The 20,470-nt window shown below is 66.4% G+C and carries 15 protein-coding genes and 1 tRNA gene; 12 read left to right on the top strand and 4 right to left on the bottom strand.

The features are described from left to right. Window positions 1-199: 199 nt before the first annotated feature. The 6 genes from GUY30_RS08840 (at window position 200) to metX (ending at window position 10,635) form a co-directional block, all read left to right on the top strand. Window positions 200-1,939, top strand: coding sequence for an HNH endonuclease signature motif containing protein (locus GUY30_RS08840; RefSeq protein ID WP_167196368.1), 1,740 nt, complete (start codon window positions 200-202; stop codon window positions 1,937-1,939). Window positions 1,940-1,978: 39 nt separating this feature from the next. Further along, the gene (locus GUY30_RS08835) at window positions 1,979-2,773 is read left to right on the top strand and encodes a DnaE2-dependent mutagenesis accessory factor ImuA' (protein WP_228281837.1); all 795 of its coding nucleotides are present in this window, start codon (window positions 1,979-1,981) and stop codon (window positions 2,771-2,773) included. Further along, the gene (locus tag GUY30_RS08830) at window positions 2,763-4,469 is read left to right on the top strand and encodes a DNA polymerase Y family protein (protein ID WP_167196338.1); all 1,707 of its coding nucleotides are present in this window, start codon (window positions 2,763-2,765) and stop codon (window positions 4,467-4,469) included. Before GUY30_RS08835 ends, GUY30_RS08830 begins: the two co-directional genes overlap by 11 nt. A gap of 31 nt (window positions 4,470-4,500) precedes the next feature. Then, a complete protein-coding gene (locus tag GUY30_RS08825) occupies window positions 4,501-7,962 on the top strand; it encodes an error-prone DNA polymerase (protein WP_167196335.1) in 3,462 nt (1,153 codons plus the stop codon). A 314-nt stretch (window positions 7,963-8,276) separates the two neighbouring features. Continuing rightward, entirely contained in the window at window positions 8,277-9,599 is a 1,323-nt protein-coding gene (locus GUY30_RS08820) for an O-acetylhomoserine aminocarboxypropyltransferase/cysteine synthase family protein (protein WP_167196332.1), read from the top strand. A 1-nt stretch (window position 9,600) separates the two neighbouring features. After that, window positions 9,601-10,635, top strand: coding sequence for a homoserine O-acetyltransferase MetX (gene metX / locus GUY30_RS08815; protein WP_167196329.1), 1,035 nt, complete (start codon window positions 9,601-9,603; stop codon window positions 10,633-10,635). Window positions 10,636-10,724: 89 nt separating this feature from the next. On the opposite strand, the gene GUY30_RS08810 is transcribed toward metX, so the two are convergent. Together GUY30_RS08810 and GUY30_RS08805 are read right to left on the bottom strand one after the other, a co-directional pair. Continuing rightward, a complete protein-coding gene (locus GUY30_RS08810; RefSeq protein ID WP_167196326.1) occupies window positions 10,725-12,764 on the bottom strand; it encodes an acyl-CoA dehydrogenase family protein in 2,040 nt (679 codons plus the stop codon). Further along, window positions 12,761-13,372, bottom strand: coding sequence for a TetR/AcrR family transcriptional regulator (locus GUY30_RS08805; protein WP_167196323.1), 612 nt, complete (start codon window positions 13,370-13,372; stop codon window positions 12,761-12,763). The genes GUY30_RS08810 and GUY30_RS08805 overlap by 4 nt, the downstream gene beginning before the upstream one ends. A 58-nt stretch (window positions 13,373-13,430) precedes the next feature. On the opposite strand from GUY30_RS08805, the gene GUY30_RS08800 reads away from it, so the two are divergent. The 5 genes from GUY30_RS08800 to GUY30_RS08780 all read left to right on the top strand — a co-directional run bounded on the left by GUY30_RS08800 (window position 13,431) and on the right by GUY30_RS08780 (window position 18,542). After that, complete coding sequence (locus GUY30_RS08800) at window positions 13,431-14,720, top strand: acetyl-CoA C-acetyltransferase (RefSeq protein WP_167196320.1); 1,290 nt, start codon at window positions 13,431-13,433, stop codon at window positions 14,718-14,720. Beyond that, window positions 14,717-16,069, top strand: coding sequence for a 3-oxoacyl-ACP reductase (locus GUY30_RS08795; RefSeq protein WP_167196317.1), 1,353 nt, complete (start codon window positions 14,717-14,719; stop codon window positions 16,067-16,069). Before GUY30_RS08800 ends, GUY30_RS08795 begins: the two co-directional genes overlap by 4 nt. Window positions 16,070-16,080: 11 nt before the next feature. Further along, window positions 16,081-16,917, top strand: a complete 837-nt coding sequence (locus GUY30_RS08790) for a MaoC family dehydratase (RefSeq protein ID WP_228281836.1) — start codon at window positions 16,081-16,083, stop codon at window positions 16,915-16,917. Between the two features lie 84 nt (window positions 16,918-17,001). Beyond that, window positions 17,002-17,089: transfer RNA gene (locus tag GUY30_RS08785), tRNA-Leu, on the top strand. Window positions 17,090-17,234: 145 nt separating this feature from the next. Next, window positions 17,235-18,542, top strand: a complete 1,308-nt coding sequence (locus tag GUY30_RS08780; RefSeq protein ID WP_167196311.1) for a M20/M25/M40 family metallo-hydrolase — start codon at window positions 17,235-17,237, stop codon at window positions 18,540-18,542. Here GUY30_RS08780 and GUY30_RS08775 read toward each other — a convergent pair. Together GUY30_RS08775 and GUY30_RS08770 are read right to left on the bottom strand one after the other, a co-directional pair. Further along, window positions 18,496-19,482 carry a DMT family transporter gene (locus GUY30_RS08775; RefSeq protein ID WP_167196308.1) on the bottom strand — a complete coding sequence of 329 codons (987 nt, stop codon included), beginning with the start codon at window positions 19,480-19,482 and terminating at the stop codon, window positions 18,496-18,498. The two genes, GUY30_RS08780 and GUY30_RS08775, sit on opposite strands and share 47 nt — an antisense overlap. A gap of 4 nt (window positions 19,483-19,486) precedes the next feature. Beyond that, window positions 19,487-19,669 carry a DUF5703 family protein gene (locus tag GUY30_RS08770; RefSeq protein WP_167196305.1) on the bottom strand — a complete coding sequence of 61 codons (183 nt, stop codon included), beginning with the start codon at window positions 19,667-19,669 and terminating at the stop codon, window positions 19,487-19,489. A 58-nt stretch (window positions 19,670-19,727) separates the two neighbouring features. Here GUY30_RS08770 and GUY30_RS08765 point away from each other — a divergent pair, with 58 nt between their 5' ends. Continuing rightward, window positions 19,728-20,459, top strand: a complete 732-nt coding sequence (locus GUY30_RS08765; protein ID WP_167196302.1) for a histidine phosphatase family protein — start codon at window positions 19,728-19,730, stop codon at window positions 20,457-20,459. Window positions 20,460-20,470 lie beyond the last annotated feature (11 nt).

The raw sequence follows: 20,470 nt of genomic DNA, 5'->3' as shown, positions 1-20,470 counted from the left end.
CACAGCACCGGTGGCCCGGGTCGGGTGTGCGAGTGTCACCATCGGAAACGAAAACGAATCGAATCTATGGAATGAATGATGAGTGGAAAGAGGGATAAGAAGGATTCTCGTGTCAGTGCCGAGTTCTAGAGTGATGGCACGGTCGGCGGTCATGGGGGCTGCGGAGCCGGAGGGCCGAATGGCCGCGGGGAGGGGAGCCATGCGCAACGAAGAACAGGGCGATTCATGGGATGTGATCGTGGAGAGGGCAAGGCGCTCGAGGGAAGCGGCAGCGCCGGATTCGACCTCGGGGGAGACGGTGCGACCGCGTGCGGCGAAGGCCGCAGAACTCGATGGGCTGAGCGTCGATTCGAAAGACTATGGGGGATCCGTGGACGACGTAGATCTCAGCACCCTCACCTGTGCGCAGATCGTGGATGGCATTCGGCGCAACATATCATGCATCTCGTTCTGCCATGCACGCGTCATCGCCCTCATCGACGAGGTCGAAAGGCGGGGACTGTGGGCGGAATGGGTCGGAGTGAAGACCCTGACCGAGTGGGTGATGCATGTGGCGTCAGTGAGCATGCACACGGCTCGCGAGTATGTGCGTGTGATGAGGGCGCTGCGGGAGATGCCGAAGGTGAAGGAGAGTTTGGCGGGCGGTGATGTCAGCTTCTCAAAGGTGAGGGAGGTGACCCGGCTGGGGGAGCGGATCGGCGACGACGAGGCGCTGCGTCTGGCCACACTTGCCACCGGCAGTCAGATCAGTCGGATCTCGCAGAACTACCAGCAGCTGGCCGACAAGATCGACAACGGCCCGTTCCCGTTGTACCTGGCCCAGGACAGTGTGAGCATGCGTCAGGTGGCGCCGGGGCGCACTCGCATCACGATCGAGCTCGAGGAGGATGAAGCGGCGGAGATCGCCACAATGCTCGACGCCGCCCGTCAGGTTCTCGAGCGCCCTATCGCCGAGGTGGGCGAGACGGCAGAGTCCGGTGCGGAGGATGAAGTCGAAAACAGTGCTGGGGAAGTGCCGTACGAGCCGGTCTCCCAGGTGATGTGCCTGATGGAGGTCATCCGGGCCTTCCCGCGCGCTGCGCCCGCCGGTTCGGTCGATGCCGACCGTGCCCGCCTGCTCGTCCATGCCTCCGCCGAGGTGATCACCCGCAGCGGCGCCACAGTGGAGGCCGCCCCTGCTTTTGAGCCCCCGAAGGGGAGCATCCCCGCAAGGGCTGCGACCGAAACCGATGTCCCCGCGGGGACGTCTGCCGGAGGGAAGTCCAGGGCGGACATGCTGACGGGGGCGACGCACGAGGAAGACGTCCCCGCGGGGACGCAGAAAGAGCGCGCGGACACGACTTGTCGGATCGAGGGATTCGGAGGCATCACTGCAGCGACGGCGGAGCGTCTGAGCTGCGAGGCTCTCATCAGCGGGGTGATCAAGGACTCCGGAGGCGACGTCCTCATGCTCGGGCGGTCGAAGCGTCTGGTGAGCAGGCGGCAGCGACTGGCTCTGAGTGTGCGCGATGTCTGCTGCCAGTTCCCCGGCTGCCGGAGCCGCCGACGATGCGACGCCCACCACATCCGCCCCTGGTCGCAGGGAGGGGCGACGGACATGGACAATCTCATCCTGCTCTGCCGTCGTCACCACACCGTGGTGCACAAGTACCAGCTGCGCATCGAACGCACCGGAGCGGACTTCGCCGGAGCGATGCGCGGTCCCGCCGCCTTTGCCTTCTACATGCCCGACGGCTCTCAGCTGCTTCCTCTGGAAAGTCGAGTGAGGGGACGGATGATGTTCAACACAGCGGTTCGCGTCGCCGAGGTCAAGAAGATCACGAAAGCGGCGGATCCTGGCACCGTCGGTGGCGGTTACGGCTTTGACCTCGGCCTCTGTATCGCATGGATGTTCGAAGCCGAATGGCGACACGCCCGGGAGAAGAATGCGGCTGCCTGAATCTTGCCAATTTAGAACACCAGTTCGATAATGGATGTCATGTCAGCAGCACCAGTCATCGAACAGCTCAGCCGGGAGACGGGGATCTCCACGGCTGCGGCGCTGTTCGATAAGATCCCACCCCATCCGGTGGATCCTGTGCTCTCTCCGCTGTTCCGTCGCGGCGGCCTGCCGCGTGGGGAACTCGTCACCGTCACCGGTGAGCTGTCGCTGAGCTGCGGGCTGGCGACGATCGCTGCGGCGACCCGGGAGCAGAAGTGGTGTGCCGGCATCGGACTCGGCGAGCCGTCCGTGTCCTCGATCGCCGACCTCGGTGTCGACCTCGACCATTTCGTCAACCTCGCGACTCCCGGTGAGGACTGGCTGCGAGTGGCCTCGATCCTCATCGAGTCCTTCGACATCATCCTCGTCGACCCCGGCTTCGCCCCGAGCGCTTCCGAACGGGCCCGACTCCTGGCGAAGATCCGTGAACGGCGGATGAGCCTCATCAGCCTCCGCCCCATGTCCGGCAGCACGGAGCAGATCGAGATCACCGACACCCGCTGGTCGGGTGCCGAACACGGTCGCGGACGTCTGCAGTCCTGCCTCGTCCGTGTTCGTTCACAGACGGGAACCCACCGGTTCCTGCTGCCGGGACCCTCAGGGACTCCCACCAGCGTCCCCGCGGGGACGCTGGAAGTGGTGGCAGGCGGGGGCTCCGCAGGGACTGCGAACGTGGCAGCCGAAGCCCGCGCCGTTCCTGCAGAGGACACGGACACGAACGCGGACACGGCCGATGATCCTCGGTGGTCGGCGATCACGCAGCTGCGGAAGGTGATCAGCCATGTCGGATGAGTCCGGCCGCACCCTCGTACTCACCGTGCCCGACTGGCCGGCGGTGGCCGCAGCGGTCGAACACGATATCGCTCCGGGCCGTCCTGTCGCGGTCCTCCACGCGGGCAGGGTGATCGCCGCCAATGCTCCGGCCCGTGCCGCCGGAATCACCGCCGGGAACAACAAGCGCGCCGTGGGATACCGCTGTCCGGAAGCCCACGTCGCGGTCTGGGACGAAGAGGCAGACAACCGACATTTCAGCGCCGGGGTCGGTGCCCTCGAGGGCCTCGTCGCCCGGTTCACCCTGCTCAGCCCGGGCACATTGGCGATCCCCCTCGACTCGCTCAGACACGGCTACGCCGACGAAGCCAGTGCTGTCGAGACTCTGGTCTCGGCTCTCGTCGCCGACACCGGGTGGGAGTTCTTCCCCGGAATCGCCGACACCGTCTTCGCCGCGGTCCTCGCCGCCGGGCAGGCGCGTCGGGTCGAACCCGGGCAGACCGTGGACTTCCTCTCCGCCCAGCCGATCACCACCTTGGAATACGCCGGCGCCGAGGCGACCGCACTGATCGAGGTCTTCCTGCAGCTGGGGCTGCGCACCCTCGGTGACTTCGCCCGTCTCGAGGCCAAAGACGTGAACGCGCGCTTCGGTGCCTTCGGTCGGCATCTGCACGACCTGGCCTCCGGGCGGGCAGGAGCCCCGCTCGCCGATCATGCCCGGGGCGAACAGCTCGATGTCGAACTCGACCTTGATGCCCCGACAACCCGCAGCGACACCCTCGGCTTCCTCGCCCGCCAGCTCGGCGCAGATCTGCTGGGGAAGGTGCGCAGGCAGGGGCTGGTCTGCACCCAGATCACGATCGAACTCGATGCCGCGGCCGGCCAGTCCTCGTCCCGGACCTGGCGGATCGAGGACATGCAGGAGAACGCGATCGCCGACCGTCTGCGGTGGCAGGCCGAAGGCTGGCTGGCCGGAGTGGGCACCGGAGTCGGGAACGCCGGGCTGCAACAGGGCTCCGGGCCGAAACAGAGCTCCGGACCAGGGCAGGAACCCGGGCCGGGGCGGAGCACCCGTGCGGGGCAGAACCCCGGCGCGGAACAGTCTGACCCGCAGGCGCTCGACATCGTCGACGAACCGGCACCCGATGCCGAGGACTTCTCCGAGGACGGCATCATCGCGCTGCGTCTCATCGCGGCCGAACTGACCACCCCGATCGGTGCCACGCGCAGTCTGTTCGACGAGAACACCGGGCAGATCACCCATACGCTCGAGCGTCTGCAGGGACTGTTCGGTCCCGATGCCGTCCTGGTTCCGGGACTCCAAGGCGGGTGGGACCCCGCCGAGACGAACCTGTGGACCCCGTGGCAGCAGACGGCCGCCCCCGAGCGCAGTCCTGCCGCGCCCTGGCCCGGGGCCCTGCACGCGCCCCGTCCGACGACCGTCGAACACTCCGCCGTCGACGTGCTCGCCGCCGACGGATCACCGGTGGAGGCACGCCCCTCGGGGCTGGGTGCGGCGCCGGCGACGATCAGATTCCCCACCGGGCAGACCGAGACCATCACCGACTACTCCGGTTCCTGGCCCATCGAATCCGGATGGTGGGACCCGAGCCGAGCCGTCTACCGGACCCGTCTGCAGGTGGTCACCGATACCGGTCGTGCTCTCCTGCTGAGCAAAGAACGCGGCCAGTGGTACCTCACGGGCCGCTACCGCTGACCGGCAACCCCACCTGAGAGGAGGAGACCCGATGGGATTCTCGAACCCGCGCACACCGTGGTCGAAGCTGGCCCGCCGCCTCGAAGGCAAGGACGACGTCGACAAGCCGGTCGTCGATAAGCTGTCCGCTGCCAAGCCGCCCGTGGACCAGCCGACCGATCACCCGGTCGATAAGCACGCCGACGGTTCCGACGCCCCGGCGTTCTCCCGCCCCGACCGCTACCAGGTCTCGGTCGGTCCCGGCGGTTCGGACAGACTCAGCCGCTATCAGGGGCCGAAAGACACCGGCGGCGCTCAAAGCCCCGGCAGCGGACCGCTGCTGTGCCGGAGCAGCGTGGATTGGGCGGAGCTGCATGTGCATTCCCAGTTCAGCTTTCTCGACGGAGCCTCCGACCCCGAAGAACTCGTCGCCGCCGGTGCCGCCGCCGGGCTGAGCTCCCTGGCGCTGACCGACCACAACGGACTCTACGGAGCCGTCCGCTTCGCCCACGCCGCCGCCGAGGTGGGGCTGGACACCGTGTTCGGCTCCGAGCTGTCCATCGGGCTGACCGAGAAGATCCCCGGCCAGACCGATCCCGACGCCACCCACCTGCTTGTCCTCGCCCGCAGCGTCGAGGGCTATCACCAGCTCTCTCAGGCCATTACCGAGGCGAACCTGCGCGGTGAGAAGAACCGCCCTCTCTTCGACCTCGAAGAGCTCGCGGCAAAGGACGGCGACTGGATGATCCTCACCGGCTGCCGCAAAGGTCCGCTGCGACGAGCGTTGGGCGACGATGACGGCGGGCTCAGCGCTCTGCGCGAACTCACCGCACTCTTCGGACCCGACCGGGTCGCCGTCGAACTCAGCCGGGACGGAACCCCGGATGACGACGAACGGCTGCGCCACCTCGGCGATCTGGCACAGCGGGCGGGTCTGCCGGTCATGGCCAGCAATGCCGTCCACTTCGCCACTCGGGCCGCGTGGAAGTCGGCCCAAGTGCGCGCCTCGGTGCGGTCGCGGAAGTCCCTGGACGAACTGGCCGGATGGCTGCCGGCGACGGCGAGCGCACGCATCCATACCGGTGAGGAGATGCTCGCACGCTTCCCTCGGCAGGCCCTGGACAATGCGGTGCGGATCGGTCGGGAATGCTCCTTCGTCCTCTCCTCGGCCCGACCCGATCTGCCGAAGGCTCCGATGCCCGATGAGACCGAGGGGGAGACGTATCTGCGCGGCCTCATCGCCGAACGCGGCCGCACCCGCTACGGAACCCGAGCCGAGAACCCCCGGGCCTGGGAACAGCTGGACCGGGAGATGGACATGATCGCGCAGCTGGGATTCTGCGGATACTTCCTCATCGTCTTCGACATCACCGAATTCTGCCGCCATATGGGCATCTTCTGCCAAGGGCGGGGATCGGCGGCGAACTCCGCGGTCTGCTACGTCCTGGGCATCACCGCCGTCGACGCCGTCAAACACGGACTGCTCTTCGACCGGTTCCTGTCCCCGGACCGCAAGGGGTACCCGGACATCGACATCGACATCGAATCCGGCCGCCGCGAAGAGGTCATCCAATACGTCTACGACCATTTCGGCCGCGACCGGGCCGCCCAGGTCGCCAATGTCATCACCTACCGTGCGAAATCGGCGATCCGGGACGCCGCCTTCAGCCTCGGCTATGCCCCCGGACAGCAGGATGCGTTCTCGAAGTCGAGCAACCGGTGGTCGAGCCTGCCCGATGCCGCGGACTCACCGGTGCCCGCCCCGGTGCTCGACGTCGCCGAGGATCTGCTCGGCTCCCCGCGCCATCTGGGCATCCACTCCGGCGGGATGATCCTCGCTGACCGCGCCATCGGCGAAGTCGTACCGATCGAGAAGGCGACGATGGGCCACCGCACCGTCGTCCAATGGGACAAGGACGACTGCGCGGCCATGGACCTGGTCAAGTTCGACCTGCTCGGCCTGGGCATGCTCACCGCCCTGCACGAGATGGTCGGGCTCGTCCACCGCCACACCGGGGTCCTCATCGACCGGGCGGAGATCGATGACGACGACGAAGCCGTCTACGAGATGCTCTGCCGAGCCGATGCGATAGGGGTCTTCCAAGTCGAATCCCGTGCTCAGCTGGCCACTCTGCCCCGACTGCGACCGACGACGTTCTACGACCTGGCCGTTCAAGTCGCTCTCATCCGACCGGGACCGATCCAAGGCGGCTCCGTCCACCCTTATATCCGCAGACGGCAGGGCCTCGACGAGGTCGAATACCTCCACCCGCTGCTCGAGAAGTCCCTGGCCAAGACCTGCGGGGTCCCCCTGTTCCAAGAGCAGCTCATGCAGATGGCCATCGACGTCGGGGGGTTCACCGGGGCCGATGCGGACCGGCTGCGGCAGGCCATGGGCTCACGTCGGTCGGAGAAGCGGATGGCCGAACTCGCCGAGAAGTTCCGGACCGGAGCCATGGACCGCGGAGTGGACGAGGACACCGCCGAGACGATCTTCTCCACCATCGCCGCCTTCGCGAACTACGGATTCCCCGAATCGCATGCCATCAGCTTCGCGAACCTCGTCTATCAGTCCGCCTGGTTCAAATACCACCACCACGCAGCCTTCACCGCCGGACTGCTGCGCAGCCAGCCGATGGGCTTCTACTCCCCGCAGTCCCTCATCGCCGACGCCCGCCGGCACCAAGTGCCGATCCTGCCCGTCGACATCCACCGGTCCCGAGCAGCCACGGACCTCGAACGGGTCGAACCCGGAAAGCCGGGACACACCATCACCGAGGCGGGGGCCGGGGACGGGGGCACCGCCTCGGCGGAGGAGCTGGGGATCCGCTTGGGACTGGACACCGTCGCGCATGTCGGCTCCTTCGCCGAGGTGATCGAGACCGAACGCGACAACGCGCCGTTCACCTCGGTGGCGGACCTGGCCGAACGCACCGGAATCGGCAGACAGGCCCTGGAATCCCTCGCCACAGCCGGAGCCCTGTCCGGATTCGACCTCGACCGACGGCAGGCGCTGTGGCTGGCCGGGGGAGTCGCCGGTGCCCATCCGGGGCTGCTGCCGGGGACGGCGAGCGTGGACTCGGCCCCGACCCTGCCGGCCATGGACGCCTTCGACGTGACCTTGGCCGAGCTCTTCTCCACCGGAATCACCGTCGACGGCTACCCCACGGAGATCCTGCGCGAGTCGCTGATCGCCCGCGGATACTCATCGACCGCGGATGCGGCGCGTGCAGCGGACGGAACCCGGATGACGGTGGCCGCGATCGTCACCCACCGGCAGCGCCCGGCGACCGCCTCGGGGATCACCTTCATCAACCTCGAGGACGAATTCGGGATGCTCAATGTGGTGGCCACGGCCGGGCTGATGAAGCGCTTCCGCACGGTCGCGACCTCCCGCAACGCACTCGTCGTCACCGGGCTCATCCAACGCGGGGGAGACGTGGTGAGCCTCTACGCGCACAAACTCATCCCCCTCGAAGTGCAGCTGCCGACGAAGGCCCGCAACTTCCGGTGACATCGATTTCCGGTGACCGCGATTCCCCGTGACCCCGATTTCCGGTGTCCTCGGCATCGCCGGCAGCTGCAGACAGCCTGCATCGCCGGCAGCTGCAGACAGCCTGCATCGCCGGCAGCTGCAGACAGCCGGCCCAGGTATGACACAGGAGCAGCTGTGTGACGCACGAACACGTCCGGGTGTGACGAAAGATGACACATGATGACGCCAACATGACAGACAGGCGGACGCAAGCCGGAGAAGTCGATGACAGTAGACACATCACATCGCCTCAACCAGCGACACCGCCACCGCACTCACAGAGGAGAGTCACCATGACCCAGGCATTCGAAACCCGTCAGATCCATGCCGGACAGGCACCCGACCCGGTCACCGGTTCGCGCGCCCTGCCCATCCACCAGACCACCTCGTTCGTGTTCAACGACGTCGACCACGCCGCGGCGCGCTTTGCGCTGACCGACGTCGGCCCCGTCTACAGCCGCCTGACGAACCCGACGAACGAAGTCGTCGAGAACCGCATCGCCGATCTCGAAGGCGGCGTCCACGCCGTCCTCACCGCCTCGGGCCAGTCCGCGGCTTTCCTCGCGATTACGAACGTCGCCGGAGCCGGTGACCACATCGTGGCCAGCTCCAGCCTCTACGGCGGAACCGTCAACCTCTTCGATGTCACCCTGCGCAAGCTCGGCATCGAAACCACCTTTGTCGACGTCGACGACCACGCAGCCTGGAAGAACGCGATCCAGGACAACACGAAGCTCCTCTTCGGCGAGGTCGTGTCGAACCCGCGCTCGGACATCCTCGACATCGAGGCGATCTCCGGAATCGCCCACGAAGCCGGTGTGCCGCTCTTCGTCGACAACACACTCGCCAGCCCCTACCTCGTGCGTCCGATCGAATTCGGTGCCGACGTCGTGCTCCACTCCGCTACGAAGTACCTCGGCGGCCACGGCAACTCCGTTGCCGGAGTCCTCGTCGACAGCGGCAACTTCGACTACGGCGCACAGCCGGAGAAATTCCCCGGCTTCAACGAACCCGACGCTTCCTACAACGGACTCGTCTTCGCCCGTGACCTCGGCGCCGACGGACCCTTCGGAGCCAACGTGTCCTTCGGACTCAAGGCCCGCGTGCAGGGCCTGCGCGATCTCGGACCCTCGCTCAGCCCGACGAACGCGTTCCTGCTGGCCCAGGGCATCGAGACCCTGAGCCTGCGCATCGAACGCCACGTGGAGAATGCGAACAAGGTCGCTTCCTACCTTGAGGCACACAGCCAGGTCGACCGCGTCGCCTACGCCGGACTCGAGTCGAGCCCCTGGAACCATCTGGCCAAGAAGTACCTGCCCAACGGTGTGGGTTCGGTGCTCGCCTTCGACATCGCCGGCGGATACGACGCGGCTGTGGCCTTCGTCGACGCCCTCGAACTGCACTCCCTGGTGGCGAACATCGGTGACGTTCGTTCGCTCGTCATCCACCCGGCTTCGACCACGCACGCTCAGCTCGACGAAGAAGCTCAGAAGGCCGCCGGAGTCAACCCTGCCCTGGTGCGTCTGTCCGTGGGAATCGAAGGCATCGACGACATCATCGGCGACCTCGACAAGGGCTTCGCAGCGGCAGCGGCGAAGGCGTCGGCCGCGGCCTGAGATGACCACCCAGAGCACCTCCGTCGAAAGGATCCTGGGCTTCGGCACGGACTCGGGGCACACCTTCGGCACGGTCGAGATCGCCTATGAGACCTTCGGCACCCTCAACGCCGACCGGTCCAATGCGATCCTCATCGAACACGCTCTGACCGGCGACACCCGCGTCACCGAATGGTGGGCGGGTGTCGTCGGTCCCGGGGAGGCCGTGGACACCGACAAGTACTTCGTGGTGTGTGCGAACTCCCTCGGGGGCTGCTCGGGCACGACCGGGCCGCAGTCGACCTACGATGACGGCCTGGCCTACGGCTCCCGATTCCCTCGGGTCTCGATCCGCGATATGGCACGCCTGGAGCACAACCTCGCTCAGATCCTCGGCATCGACTCCTGGGTCGCCGTCATCGGCGGATCCATGGGAGGTGCCAGAGCGCTGGAGTTCGCTCTGCTGGACAAGCGGAAGGTCCGCAAATGTGCGGTCATCGCCGCACCGGCTTTCTGCGAAGCCGACCAGATCGCCTGGGCGATGATGCAGGAACGTGCGATCGAACTCGACGCCGACTACTATTCCGGTGACTATTCGGCCGTCGGCAGCTTTCCCAGCCACGGCCTCGGCCTGGCCCGGCAGATCGCGCATCTGACGTATCGCAATGATGCCGATCTCAACGAACGCTTCTCCCGTCGGCTGCGTTCGGAGGACTACTACGAGGTGACCTCGTACCTCGACCACCAGGCCAAGAAGCTCACCGCACGGTTCGACCCGCACAGCTACATCGTGCTCACCCGCGCCCTGCGCGATCACGACGTGCGCCGAGGGCGGTCCTCCGACCTCACGACCGCACTGGCCGATGCCTGCACCGACAACCTCGTCGTCTCCGTGTCCTCGGACCGGCTGTTCCCGCCGGAGCAGGTGGGCATCCTCGCCGAGGCGCTGCCCGGGAGGGTCCGGCACCACATCATCGACTCCCCGGTCGGCCACGACGGGTTCCTCACCGAGACCGAGAAGATCTCCGCGGTACTCGCCGACTTCCTCGCCGACTGAGACGGCTCCGAATCACCCCAAACACCAGAAGACCCCCGCAGACCGTTCGCTGCGGGGGTCTTCTGGTGGCCCGGATCACGGGCCTGCGGTCACCGTGCGGCGGCCTTCGCCTTCTTCTTCGTGGCCTGGCGCAGCTGCTTCTCGTCGACCGGGAAGTCCTGACGAGCCCGCGCCCGACGGTAGTAGTCGGCGGCCTCTGCCTGACGCTCGGCTTCGACGCCGGATGCGATGGTGGCCCGACGATGGACGTCCGAGTAGCCGAATGCTTCGACGAGGTCGAGGGCATTGGCCGCGAGCTTCTTGCACAGACGGTTCAGCGTCTCGTTGATCTGGCGTGCACGCGCCATCGGCAGGCGACCGTACATGAGGTGCCAGGCCATGTGCTTCTCGATCAGTCCGAGACCGTAGGTGTCACGCAGACGACGGAAAGCCTTGGCCTGATCGGCGTCGGTCTGCTCCTTCATCTTCTCGTCCAGCGCCTTCCACTTCTCGAGCTCGACATAGGCGCGTGCCATCTCGATGAGCTCATGCTGGTGGACGTTGAACAGATCGGCCGCCTGCGCGGCCGGCATCTTCGTCGCAGGCCGCAGCGCCTGAGCAACTCCGGCGACCATGACCTCCAGACGCGTCTCGAGCAGAGTCCGCTGCAGGCGTCCCGACCTGATCCGCTTGTCGCCGAGGTTCGGGGTCAGCGCATCCGAGATCGCCCGTCCGGCATTGGCCAGACCGGTGCGGTAGAGCGTATGTTCGGCGGCCTGGGTGCCGATGAAGCGGGCGGCTCCGCCGACGTCGAGGTTCGCGAATTCCTTCGCATAATCGCCGAGGAGGCGCTTGGCCACGAGCTGCAGCAGCACCGTGTTGTCGCCTTCGAAGGTGACATAGACGTCGAGGTCGGCGCGCAGCCCCACGAGGCGGTTCTCCGCCATGAATCCGGCACCGCCGCAGGCCTCACGGCATTCCTGGATGACGTCGAGCGCCATCCAGGTCGAGTCGGCCTTGAACGCAGCCGCCCGGGTCTCGAGCAGAGCCCGGTTCTCCTCGGAGTCATCGGCTCCGGCGAAGACCTCTTCGAAGGAGGTCAGCAGCTTCTCGTGCGCGAACGCCGAGGCGTACACGGCGGCGAGGGCTGGCATGAGGCGACGCTGATGCCGGCCGTAGTCGAGCAGAGTCGTCTCGGCGAAGTCATCGCCGGCCGTGAACTGCTTGCGTTCGAGTCCGTAGCGCACGGCGATGTCGAGGGCGATCTTCGATGCGACCACGGAGGCGCCGTCGAGCGAGACGCGGCCCTGGACCAGAGTGCCGAGCATCGTGAAGAAGCGGCGTCCCGGCGATTCGATGGGTGAGGAGTACGTGCCGTCGGCGGTGACGTCTCCATAGCGATTGAGCAGGTTCGTGCGTGGGATCCGCACGGAGTCGAAGGCGAGGCGCCCATTGTCGACTCCCTTGAGCCCGCCCTTGTAGCCGTCGTCTTCGATCGAGACTCCCGGCATCGGCTCACCGGCCTCGTCGCGGACGGGCACGAAGAATGCATGCACCCCGTGCTTGACTCCCTTGGTGATGAGCTGAGCGAAGACGACGGCGGCCCGGGCATCGCGGGCGGCGTTGCCGATGTACTCCTTCGTTGCGGCCCGGAAGGGGGTCTCGATGACGAACTCTTCGGTCGCCTCATCGTAGGTGGCGGTGGTCGCCACGTTCGCCACATCGGATCCGTGCCCGATCTCCGTCATCGCGAACGAACCCAGCAGACGGCCGGACTGAGCGTCGAGCAGCCACTTCTGATGCTGTTCCTTATCCCCGAGATGGAGGATCGCTCCGCCGAAGAGTCCGAACTGGACGCCGGCCTTGATCTGCAGGCTCGGGTTGGCCGTGACGGTCTCTTCGAACCCGGCGACGTTCGTGGCGTGTTCGTTCTTTCCGCCCATCTCCGGTGACAGCCCTGTCATCGGCAGTCCGGTCTCGGCCATCATCATGACCCCGTCGAGGGTCTTCGCCCGTGCGGTGTCGAGATCATCGGCCGGATCGTCATGGGTCGACGACGCTTCGGCCAGGGTCCGCCCGAGTCGGCGAGCTTCTGCCCAATGTCCGTCGAGGACGTCGTTCATGGCTTTCGGGTCAAGAGACAGCTTCATTTTTCTACTCCTCGTTGTTCGGGCAGGGTTGCCCAGAGCCAATGGGTGATGGTGGTGGCGAATTCCTCGGGCCGGTCCGGTCGGGACAGCCACGTCTCGGTGGCGGCGCGGACGAAACCGATCGCTCCGGCCGACCACAGCCGAGCCTGCTCCCCGCTCAGGTCGAGGCGTTCGGCCAGCTGCCCGGCAACGGAATTGAAGAAACCGCCGGTCTCCTCGGGCGCGAACCGGTTGACCGCGGTGTCGCAGAAGCGATACACGTTCGGGGAATTCCCGGCGAGCGTGACGAATGCGCGGATCATCGCGGCCAGGGACTCCTGCGCCGCGGCTGAACCCTCGCCCTTCGCCGAGGCGGCCGCGGCCTCATCGAGAGACCGGACGATGACGCCCATCGCCCATTCGCCCATGGCTGCCTGCAGACCCGCCCGGTCGGCGAAGTATCGGTAAAGCACCGACTTCGACGTTCCGGTCGCGTCCGAGATCTGCTCCATCGACATGTCATCGCCGTATTCGTCGACGACGAGCCGCACAGAGCGCAGAAGTTCGCGACGACGCTCATCGCGGTGCTTCTGCCACCTCGTCGAGCGGCCGTCTGTGATCGATTTCATGTAACCGACAGTATCAGGTACTGTCGGTATCGGCTAAATCAACCACTCGGAGGTGCACATGTCCGCTCCCAACAACCGCGCCGTCATCCTCGGCGGCAACCGAATTCCGTTCGCCCGCTCGAACAAGCAGTACTCGAAGGCCACGAACCTCGATATGCTCACTTCGGCCATCGACGGGCTCGTCGCCCGCTTCGGATTGGCCGGGGAGAATATCGGCGAAGTCGCCGGAGGCGCCGTCCTTAAGCACTCGAAGGACTTCAACCTCACCCGTGAGGCCGTGCTCGGCTCGGCCCTGGCGCCGACGACGCCCGCCTTCGATCTCGGTCAAGCCTGCGCCACCGGCCTGGAAGCCGTGGTCAGCCTCAACAACAAAATCAACGCCGGACAGATCGAGTCCGGAATCGCCTCCGGCGTGGATTCGACGTCCGACGCTCCGATCGTCATCAACGATTCGATGCGCGAGATCCTCCTCGAACTCACCCGTGCGAAGACGATGGTGCAGAAGGCGAAGATCGCCTCGCAGATCCGCCCTGCCTACCTCGCACCGCAGGCACCGAGCACGGGCGAACCGCGCACGGGCTTGAGCATGGGCGAGCACCAGGCGATCACCACGGCTGCCTGGGGCATCAGCCGACAGGCTCAGGACGAACTCGCCGTGGCCTCGCACAAGAACCTCGCCGCGGCATGGGAGTCCGGATTCTTCGACGATCTCACGACTCCGTACCTCGGGGTCAGCCGCGATACGAACGTGCGTGCCGATTCGACCGTGGAAGCGCTGGCGAAGCTCAACCCCGTCTTCGGCAAGAAGCTCGCCGCCGAGGCGACCATGACCGCCGGCAACTCGACCCCGCTGACCGACGGCGCTTCCTCGGTGCTGCTGGGCAGCGAGGACTGGGCCGCCGAACACGGATACACCCCGCTGGCTCGACTCGTCGATGCCGAAGCCGCCGCCGTCGATTTCGTCGACGGTGACGAGGGACTGCTCATGGCGCCCGCCTATGCCGTGCCGCGCCTGCTCGCGCGCAATGGCCTGACCTTCGATGATTTCGACGTCTTCGAGATCCACGAGGCATTCGCCTCCACCGTGCTCTCGCATCTGGCGGCCTGGGAATCGGAGGAGTTCTGCCGTGGCAAGGTCGGACTCGACAAGGCGCTGGGGACCATCGACCGCGACAAGCTCAACCCACTGGGTTCGAGCCTCGCCGCCGGCCACCCCTTCGCCGCCACTGGCGGACGTATCATCGCCAGCACCGCCAAGCACCTGAAGACCACCGGAAAGAAGCGCTCCCTGGTCTCGATCTGCGCCGCAGGCGGACAGGGACTCACCGCGATTGTGGAGGCAGCATGAAAGACACCTATCTCTCCCTCGTCAACGGACCGCTGAAGCAGGTCGCCAAGACCCTCGGTCTGCCGCAGCCGGTCGAGCTCAACCGCTTCGGCTCCACCCCGGCGTCGTATGAGAACAAGCCGGTCCTCGTCCTCGGTGCTGGTCCCGGCGCCCAAGGCCTGGCCGATCAGCTGCTGGAGAACGGACTCGAGGTCCGCCGCAACGCCCAGACCGGTGAGAAGCTGCGGGCTGTCATCGCCGTCCTCGACGATGCGCAGTCTCCGGCCGATCTGTCACCGGTCGTCCTCGAAGTCGGTGCCGCCCTGCGTTCACTGGCCGCCTGTGGTCGAGTGATCACCATCTCGACGGCACCGGATGCGCAGAGCCAGACGCCGGAGCAGGCCGCCACCGCCCAGGGCATCACCGGCTTCACCAGGTCGGTCGCCCATGAGATGCGCGCCGGCGCCACCGCCAACGGGATCCTGCTCGACGGAGTCGACCTCACCGCACCCTCGGTGGCAGCGGCCCTGTGGTTCCTGCTCTCCGGCAAATCCGCCTATGTCTCCGGCCAGTTCCTCACGGTCTCCTCCGACGCCGGGCAGCGACTGAGCCTGAGCGAATTCATGTCCACCGGCGATGCCGGCCCGCTGGCCGGACGCACCGCTGTGGTGACCGGTGCCGCACGCGGAATCGGAGCCGCGATCGCCGAGAATCTCGCCCGTGACGGCGCCTACGTCGTCGGCGTCGACATGCCGCAGGCCGGTCAGGCGCTGGCGCAGGTGATGAACCGGATCGGCGGCAAGTCGCTGCAGCTCGACATCACCGCAGCCGATGCCCCGGACAAGATCACCGAGGCGCTCGGAGCACCCGTGGACATCCTCGTCCACAACGCCGGCATCACTCGAGACAAGATGCTGGCGAACATGGACGCGGCCAAATGGGATTCCGTCATCGCCGTCAATATCGCCGCGCAGACGATGATCAATTCTCGACTGGCGGAGAAGGGACTCTTCGCCGACGGCGCCCAGGTCGTCTCCCTGGCCTCGACGTCGGGTATCGCGGGCAACCGCGGCCAGACGAACTACGCGACTTCGAAGGCCGGAGTCATCGGACTCACCGCCGCCTCGGCGGAGGACTTCGCTGCTCGTGGGGGCGCGATCAACGCGGTGGCGCCCGGGTTCATCGAAACGGATATGACCGCGAAGATGCCGACATTGACCCGCCAGGTCGCCCGCCGGCTCTCGAGCCTGCAGCAGGGCGGTCAGCCGGTCGACGTCGCCGAAGCCATCGGCTTCCTCGCCTCCAGCGGTGCTCGCGGCATCAACGGACAGACCCTGCGCGTGTGCGGTCAGAACATGGTGGGTGCATGATGGCGGATTCGATGCTTCCCATCTACGCTCGTGCCCTGCTCAAGACCCTGCCGGTGGGACCGCGCACCGGTCCGGAGCTGCCGGACTATGCGATCGATCGCAGCATCCCGCTCGAACCGGTCGCCTATGCGGGCTTCGCCCATGTCGTCGGCCACGGCCTGGACGACATCGTCCACCCCGGCTATCTGCACATCCTCGGCTTCCCGCTGAGCATGCAGCTGCTGGCCGATCCCGAGGTGCCGCTGCCGATGATGGGGATGGTCCACATCCACAACCGCGTCGATATGCATTCGCAGGCCCGCCTCGGCGAGGTCGTCGACTTCCACCTCGAACTCGCCGGTCCCTTCGAGCACACGAAGGGCACGACGATCGAGGTGCGGCTCGAGGCGAAGGTCGACGGACGCCCCGTGATGGACGAGATCTCCACGTACCTGGCCAAGGGGCGGAAGCTGTCGGGAGCCAAGCCGAAGGCGCAGGTGCCGCACTTCGAGTTCACGGCGCCGCAGGCGAGCGCCGTATGGCGTCTGGATCCGATCATCGGCCAGCGCTATGCGAAGGTCTCCGGAGACTACAACCCGATCCACCTCAACGGTCTGGCCGCGAAGGGATTCGGTTTCCCGAAGCAGATCGCACACGGGATGTACAGCGCCTCGCGGGCGTTCTCGGCGATGGATCCCCGCCTCGAGTCCTACCGTTGGGACGTGTCGTTCGCGAAGCCGATCCTGCTGCCGGGAACGGTCGGCTATGCGCTGACCGAAGGGCGTCGCCACGAGGCCGCGCAGTCGGCTGTCTTCGATCTGAAGAACGGCAAACCGCACGTCCTCACGCAGGTGGCACACCTCAACTGATGGCGTGAGAAGTGCAGTGCGTCACAAAAGCCGATTTCGATTTTGCGACACCGTTTCGCGCATGTAGAGTTATCTCTGTTGCCAGCGCGAGTGGCGGAATTGGTAGACGCGCTAGCTTGAGGTGCTAGTGCCCAACTTATCGGGCGTGGGGGTTCAAGTCCCCCTTCGCGCACAACGAGGAGATGGCCTCCGGATTTCGATCCGGAGGCCATCTTCGCATTCTCCCCGGCTTCCGACGCGCGGGTGGGATACGGTGGTGACTGTCAGGCCGATCACAGCACTGCCGCGTGATCCACCCACCACCGAGGGGAGTCCCCGTGTTTGATTTCAGTGCCGCAGAGGACGAAGTGACCGAACTGTGCCGTCAGCTCATCCGCATCGACACCCAGAACTGGGGCGGGAACAAAGCCAACCCGGAGCTGCCGGCCGCTGAGCTCATCGCCTCCTGGCTCGCCGAGGTGGACCTGAAGTCCGAAATCGTCGAATCCTCACCGGGACGGGCCAATCTCGTCGCCCGTGTCAAGGGCTCGGATCCGCAGGCTCCGGCTCTCGTCGTCCACGGCCACACCGACGTCGTTCCCGCGGCCGCGGAGGACTGGAGTGTCGACCCCTTCGAGGGCGTCATCAAGGACGGTCTGCTGTGGGGCCGCGGCGCGGTGGACATGAAGAACATGGACGCGATGATCGTCGCCTCCGTCCGGGCGATGCTGGCCCAAGGACTCACCCCTCGCCGAGACCTCGTGATCGCCTTCTTCGCCGATGAGGAGGCAGGCGGCAACTACGGCGCCCGTCATATGGTGCGCAACCGGCCCGAACTGTTCTCCGGAGCCACCGAGGCGATCTCGGAGGTCGGCGGCTACTCCGTGGACGTGCGCGGACAGCGCGTCTACCTCATTCAGACGGCGGAGAAGGGACTGGCCTGGCTGAACCTCATCGCTCACGGCACCGCCGGACACGGGTCTCAGCGCAATGACGACAACCCCGTCACGCGGCTCGCCGCCGCGATCACGAGGATCGGCAATCACCCGTGGCCTCAGGAGATCCCCTTGGCCACGCGAAAGCTGCTCGAAGGCGTCTCGGAGCTCACGGGGATCGAGTTCACGGCAGAGACGATCCCGCAGCTGCTCGCCGAGCTCGGATCGGTCGAGAAGTTCGTGGCACCGACCTTGCAGAACACCTCGAACCCGTCATTCCTCGAAGCCGGATACAAACACAACGTCATCCCCGGCACCGCGACCGCCTACGTCGACTGCCGCACACTGCCGGGTCAGCACGAAGACGTGATGCTCAAGATCAAGGAGCTCGCGGGGGAGGGCATCGACATTTCCGCAGAGGACGAAGGCGAGGCGCTCGAGTCGCCGTTCGACACTCCGCTGGTCGCGCAGATGCAGAAGAGCCTGCTCGCCGATGACCCGAGCGCGAAGGTTCTGCCCTACACGCTCTCCGGAGGCACGGACAACAAGTCGATGGCCGAGCTCGGCATCACCGGCTACGGCTTCGCCCCGCTCCAGCTCACCAGCGACCTCGACTTCCCGGCCATGTTCCACGGCGTCGACGAGAGGGTGCCGATCTCGGCGCTCAAGTTCGGGACGCGGGTTCTCGGCGACTTCCTGATGAACGCCTGACCGGGACCGGCAGCACCGTCACGATCCCGACGAGCACTCCAGCAGCGCTGAGCACCGTGGTCAGCGTGACGTCGGAGCCCGGGATCGGCAGCAGCGCATCGAGTGCCAACGCCCCGACCAGATTGCCGAAGAGCGCGAACAAGCTGAGCAGCAGCACGCCCAGCCGTGCCACGGTCACCGTGGTCAGAGCGATGAAGACCACGCCGAAGGCCCCGCCGAGGAGGATCCACCACTGACCCGGGGAGGCCGGGAATCCGCTCCAGGGAACGCCTGATCCGAGCAGGATGAGCGTGCCGACGACGAGTGCGGCGAAGCCGACCGTGAAATTCACCGTCGTCGCGACCACCGCCGACCCAGTAGCGGCACGAATATGGCCGTTGAAGGCCTGCTGCACACTCGTCAGCGTCCCGGAGACGAACGGCAGCAGGGGAGCCCACAGCGGTACCCCCGACTGCAGACGATCACCAGCAGCAAACGCCAGGGACGCGAGCACGATGAGCACGCCGAGGATGCGCAGCACTCCCAGCCGCTGCCGACCTCCGGGCGGCAGATCGGTGGAATCGACGATGAGTCCGCCGGTGACCTGACCGGAGACGAAAGCCATTGTGAACATGGCCACGCCGATGCGAGGAATGGTCGTGGCCTGCGCGATGACGACGAGACAGCCGCTCAAGCCCCCGAGGAGCATCCACCAGGGCACGGTGCGTTCACGCAGCAGTGCGACGAGTCGTCGGGCCGCCCCTCGTGAACGGGCCGAGACCGCAAGGGCGATGCCGACACAGAGGAGTCCGACGACGAATGAGACGAGCGCGGCGAAGACGGCGTGGCCGAGCACCTGACCGAGCAGGCCGTTCGCTCGTCCCTGCAGGGACATCGCCGCTCCCGCAGCGATCGTGACGAGACCAGCGGTGAGGACAGTGACGAGGGAGGAAGACCTCACACCATCAGCTGCTCAGAGTCAGCGGCATGATCTTCCGGCGCAGCCAGACGGTGCGGACTCCGCCGACGGAGATGCGGGTCCGAGCGAGTTCCCACTGTCCGTATTCCGCCTGGTCGTTGAGTTCCTGCAGGCTGACCGAACGCGGCACATCACGAGAGAACGAGACCTTCCGGAACTCGTAGGTCATACGTGGACGCTGACGTTTCATAGCCTCACCCTAGACGATCTGGGCTAGTCTTGGCGGTATGCCCGTCATCGTTCTTCTGCGGCACGGCCTCTCCAGCGCCAACGTCTCCGGAATCCTGGCCGGACGCGCCCCCGGCGTGTCTCTCACCGACGAGGGGAGACGGGCCCTGCGGGCCAACCTCGAACTGCTGCCGCACCGGCACTTCGCCCGCCTTCTGCATTCACCGCTGCAGCGATGCCAAGAGACCGCGATGGTCGCGGCGGAGGTGGCCGAATTCGATGACATCGCCGTCGATGACGCCGTCATCGAACTCGACTACGGCGAGTGGACGGGACGAACGCTCAAAGAGCTGGGGCGAGAGCCCCTATGGAAGACCGTGGTGACGTCAGCGTCGCAGGCGAGGTTCCCCGGTGGCGAATCCATCACCGAGGCGGCCGACCGATCGACGGCCCGCGTCCGTGACCTCGTGGCGCAGCTGCGCGAGGAGGAACGCGCCGATGCGGACCTCGGGGCCGCTTCGAAATCAGGGACTGCCTCGGAGTCAGGGACCGACGTTGGGAAGCCAGCGCCGCCTCGGTGGGCGATGATCGTCTCCCACGGAGACATCATCAAGGCGATCATCGCCGATGCACTGGGAATGCCCCTCGACGAATTCCAACGTCTGAGCGTCGCTCCGGGATCATTCACGGTCATCGACTATTCCGGTGATAGGCCGGTGCTCGCAGCGATGTCAGTGACCGCAGCCGGACTCGCACAGTCTGCCGCCGTCGGCGGCGGCGGAATGCGCTGATCTCGGCAGTC

The sequence above is a fragment of the Brevibacterium pigmentatum genome (genome assembly GCF_011617465.1).
GTDB classification, from domain to species: domain Bacteria; phylum Actinomycetota; class Actinomycetes; order Actinomycetales; family Brevibacteriaceae; genus Brevibacterium; species Brevibacterium pigmentatum.
This window is presented reverse-complemented; position numbering and strand designations above follow the sequence as displayed.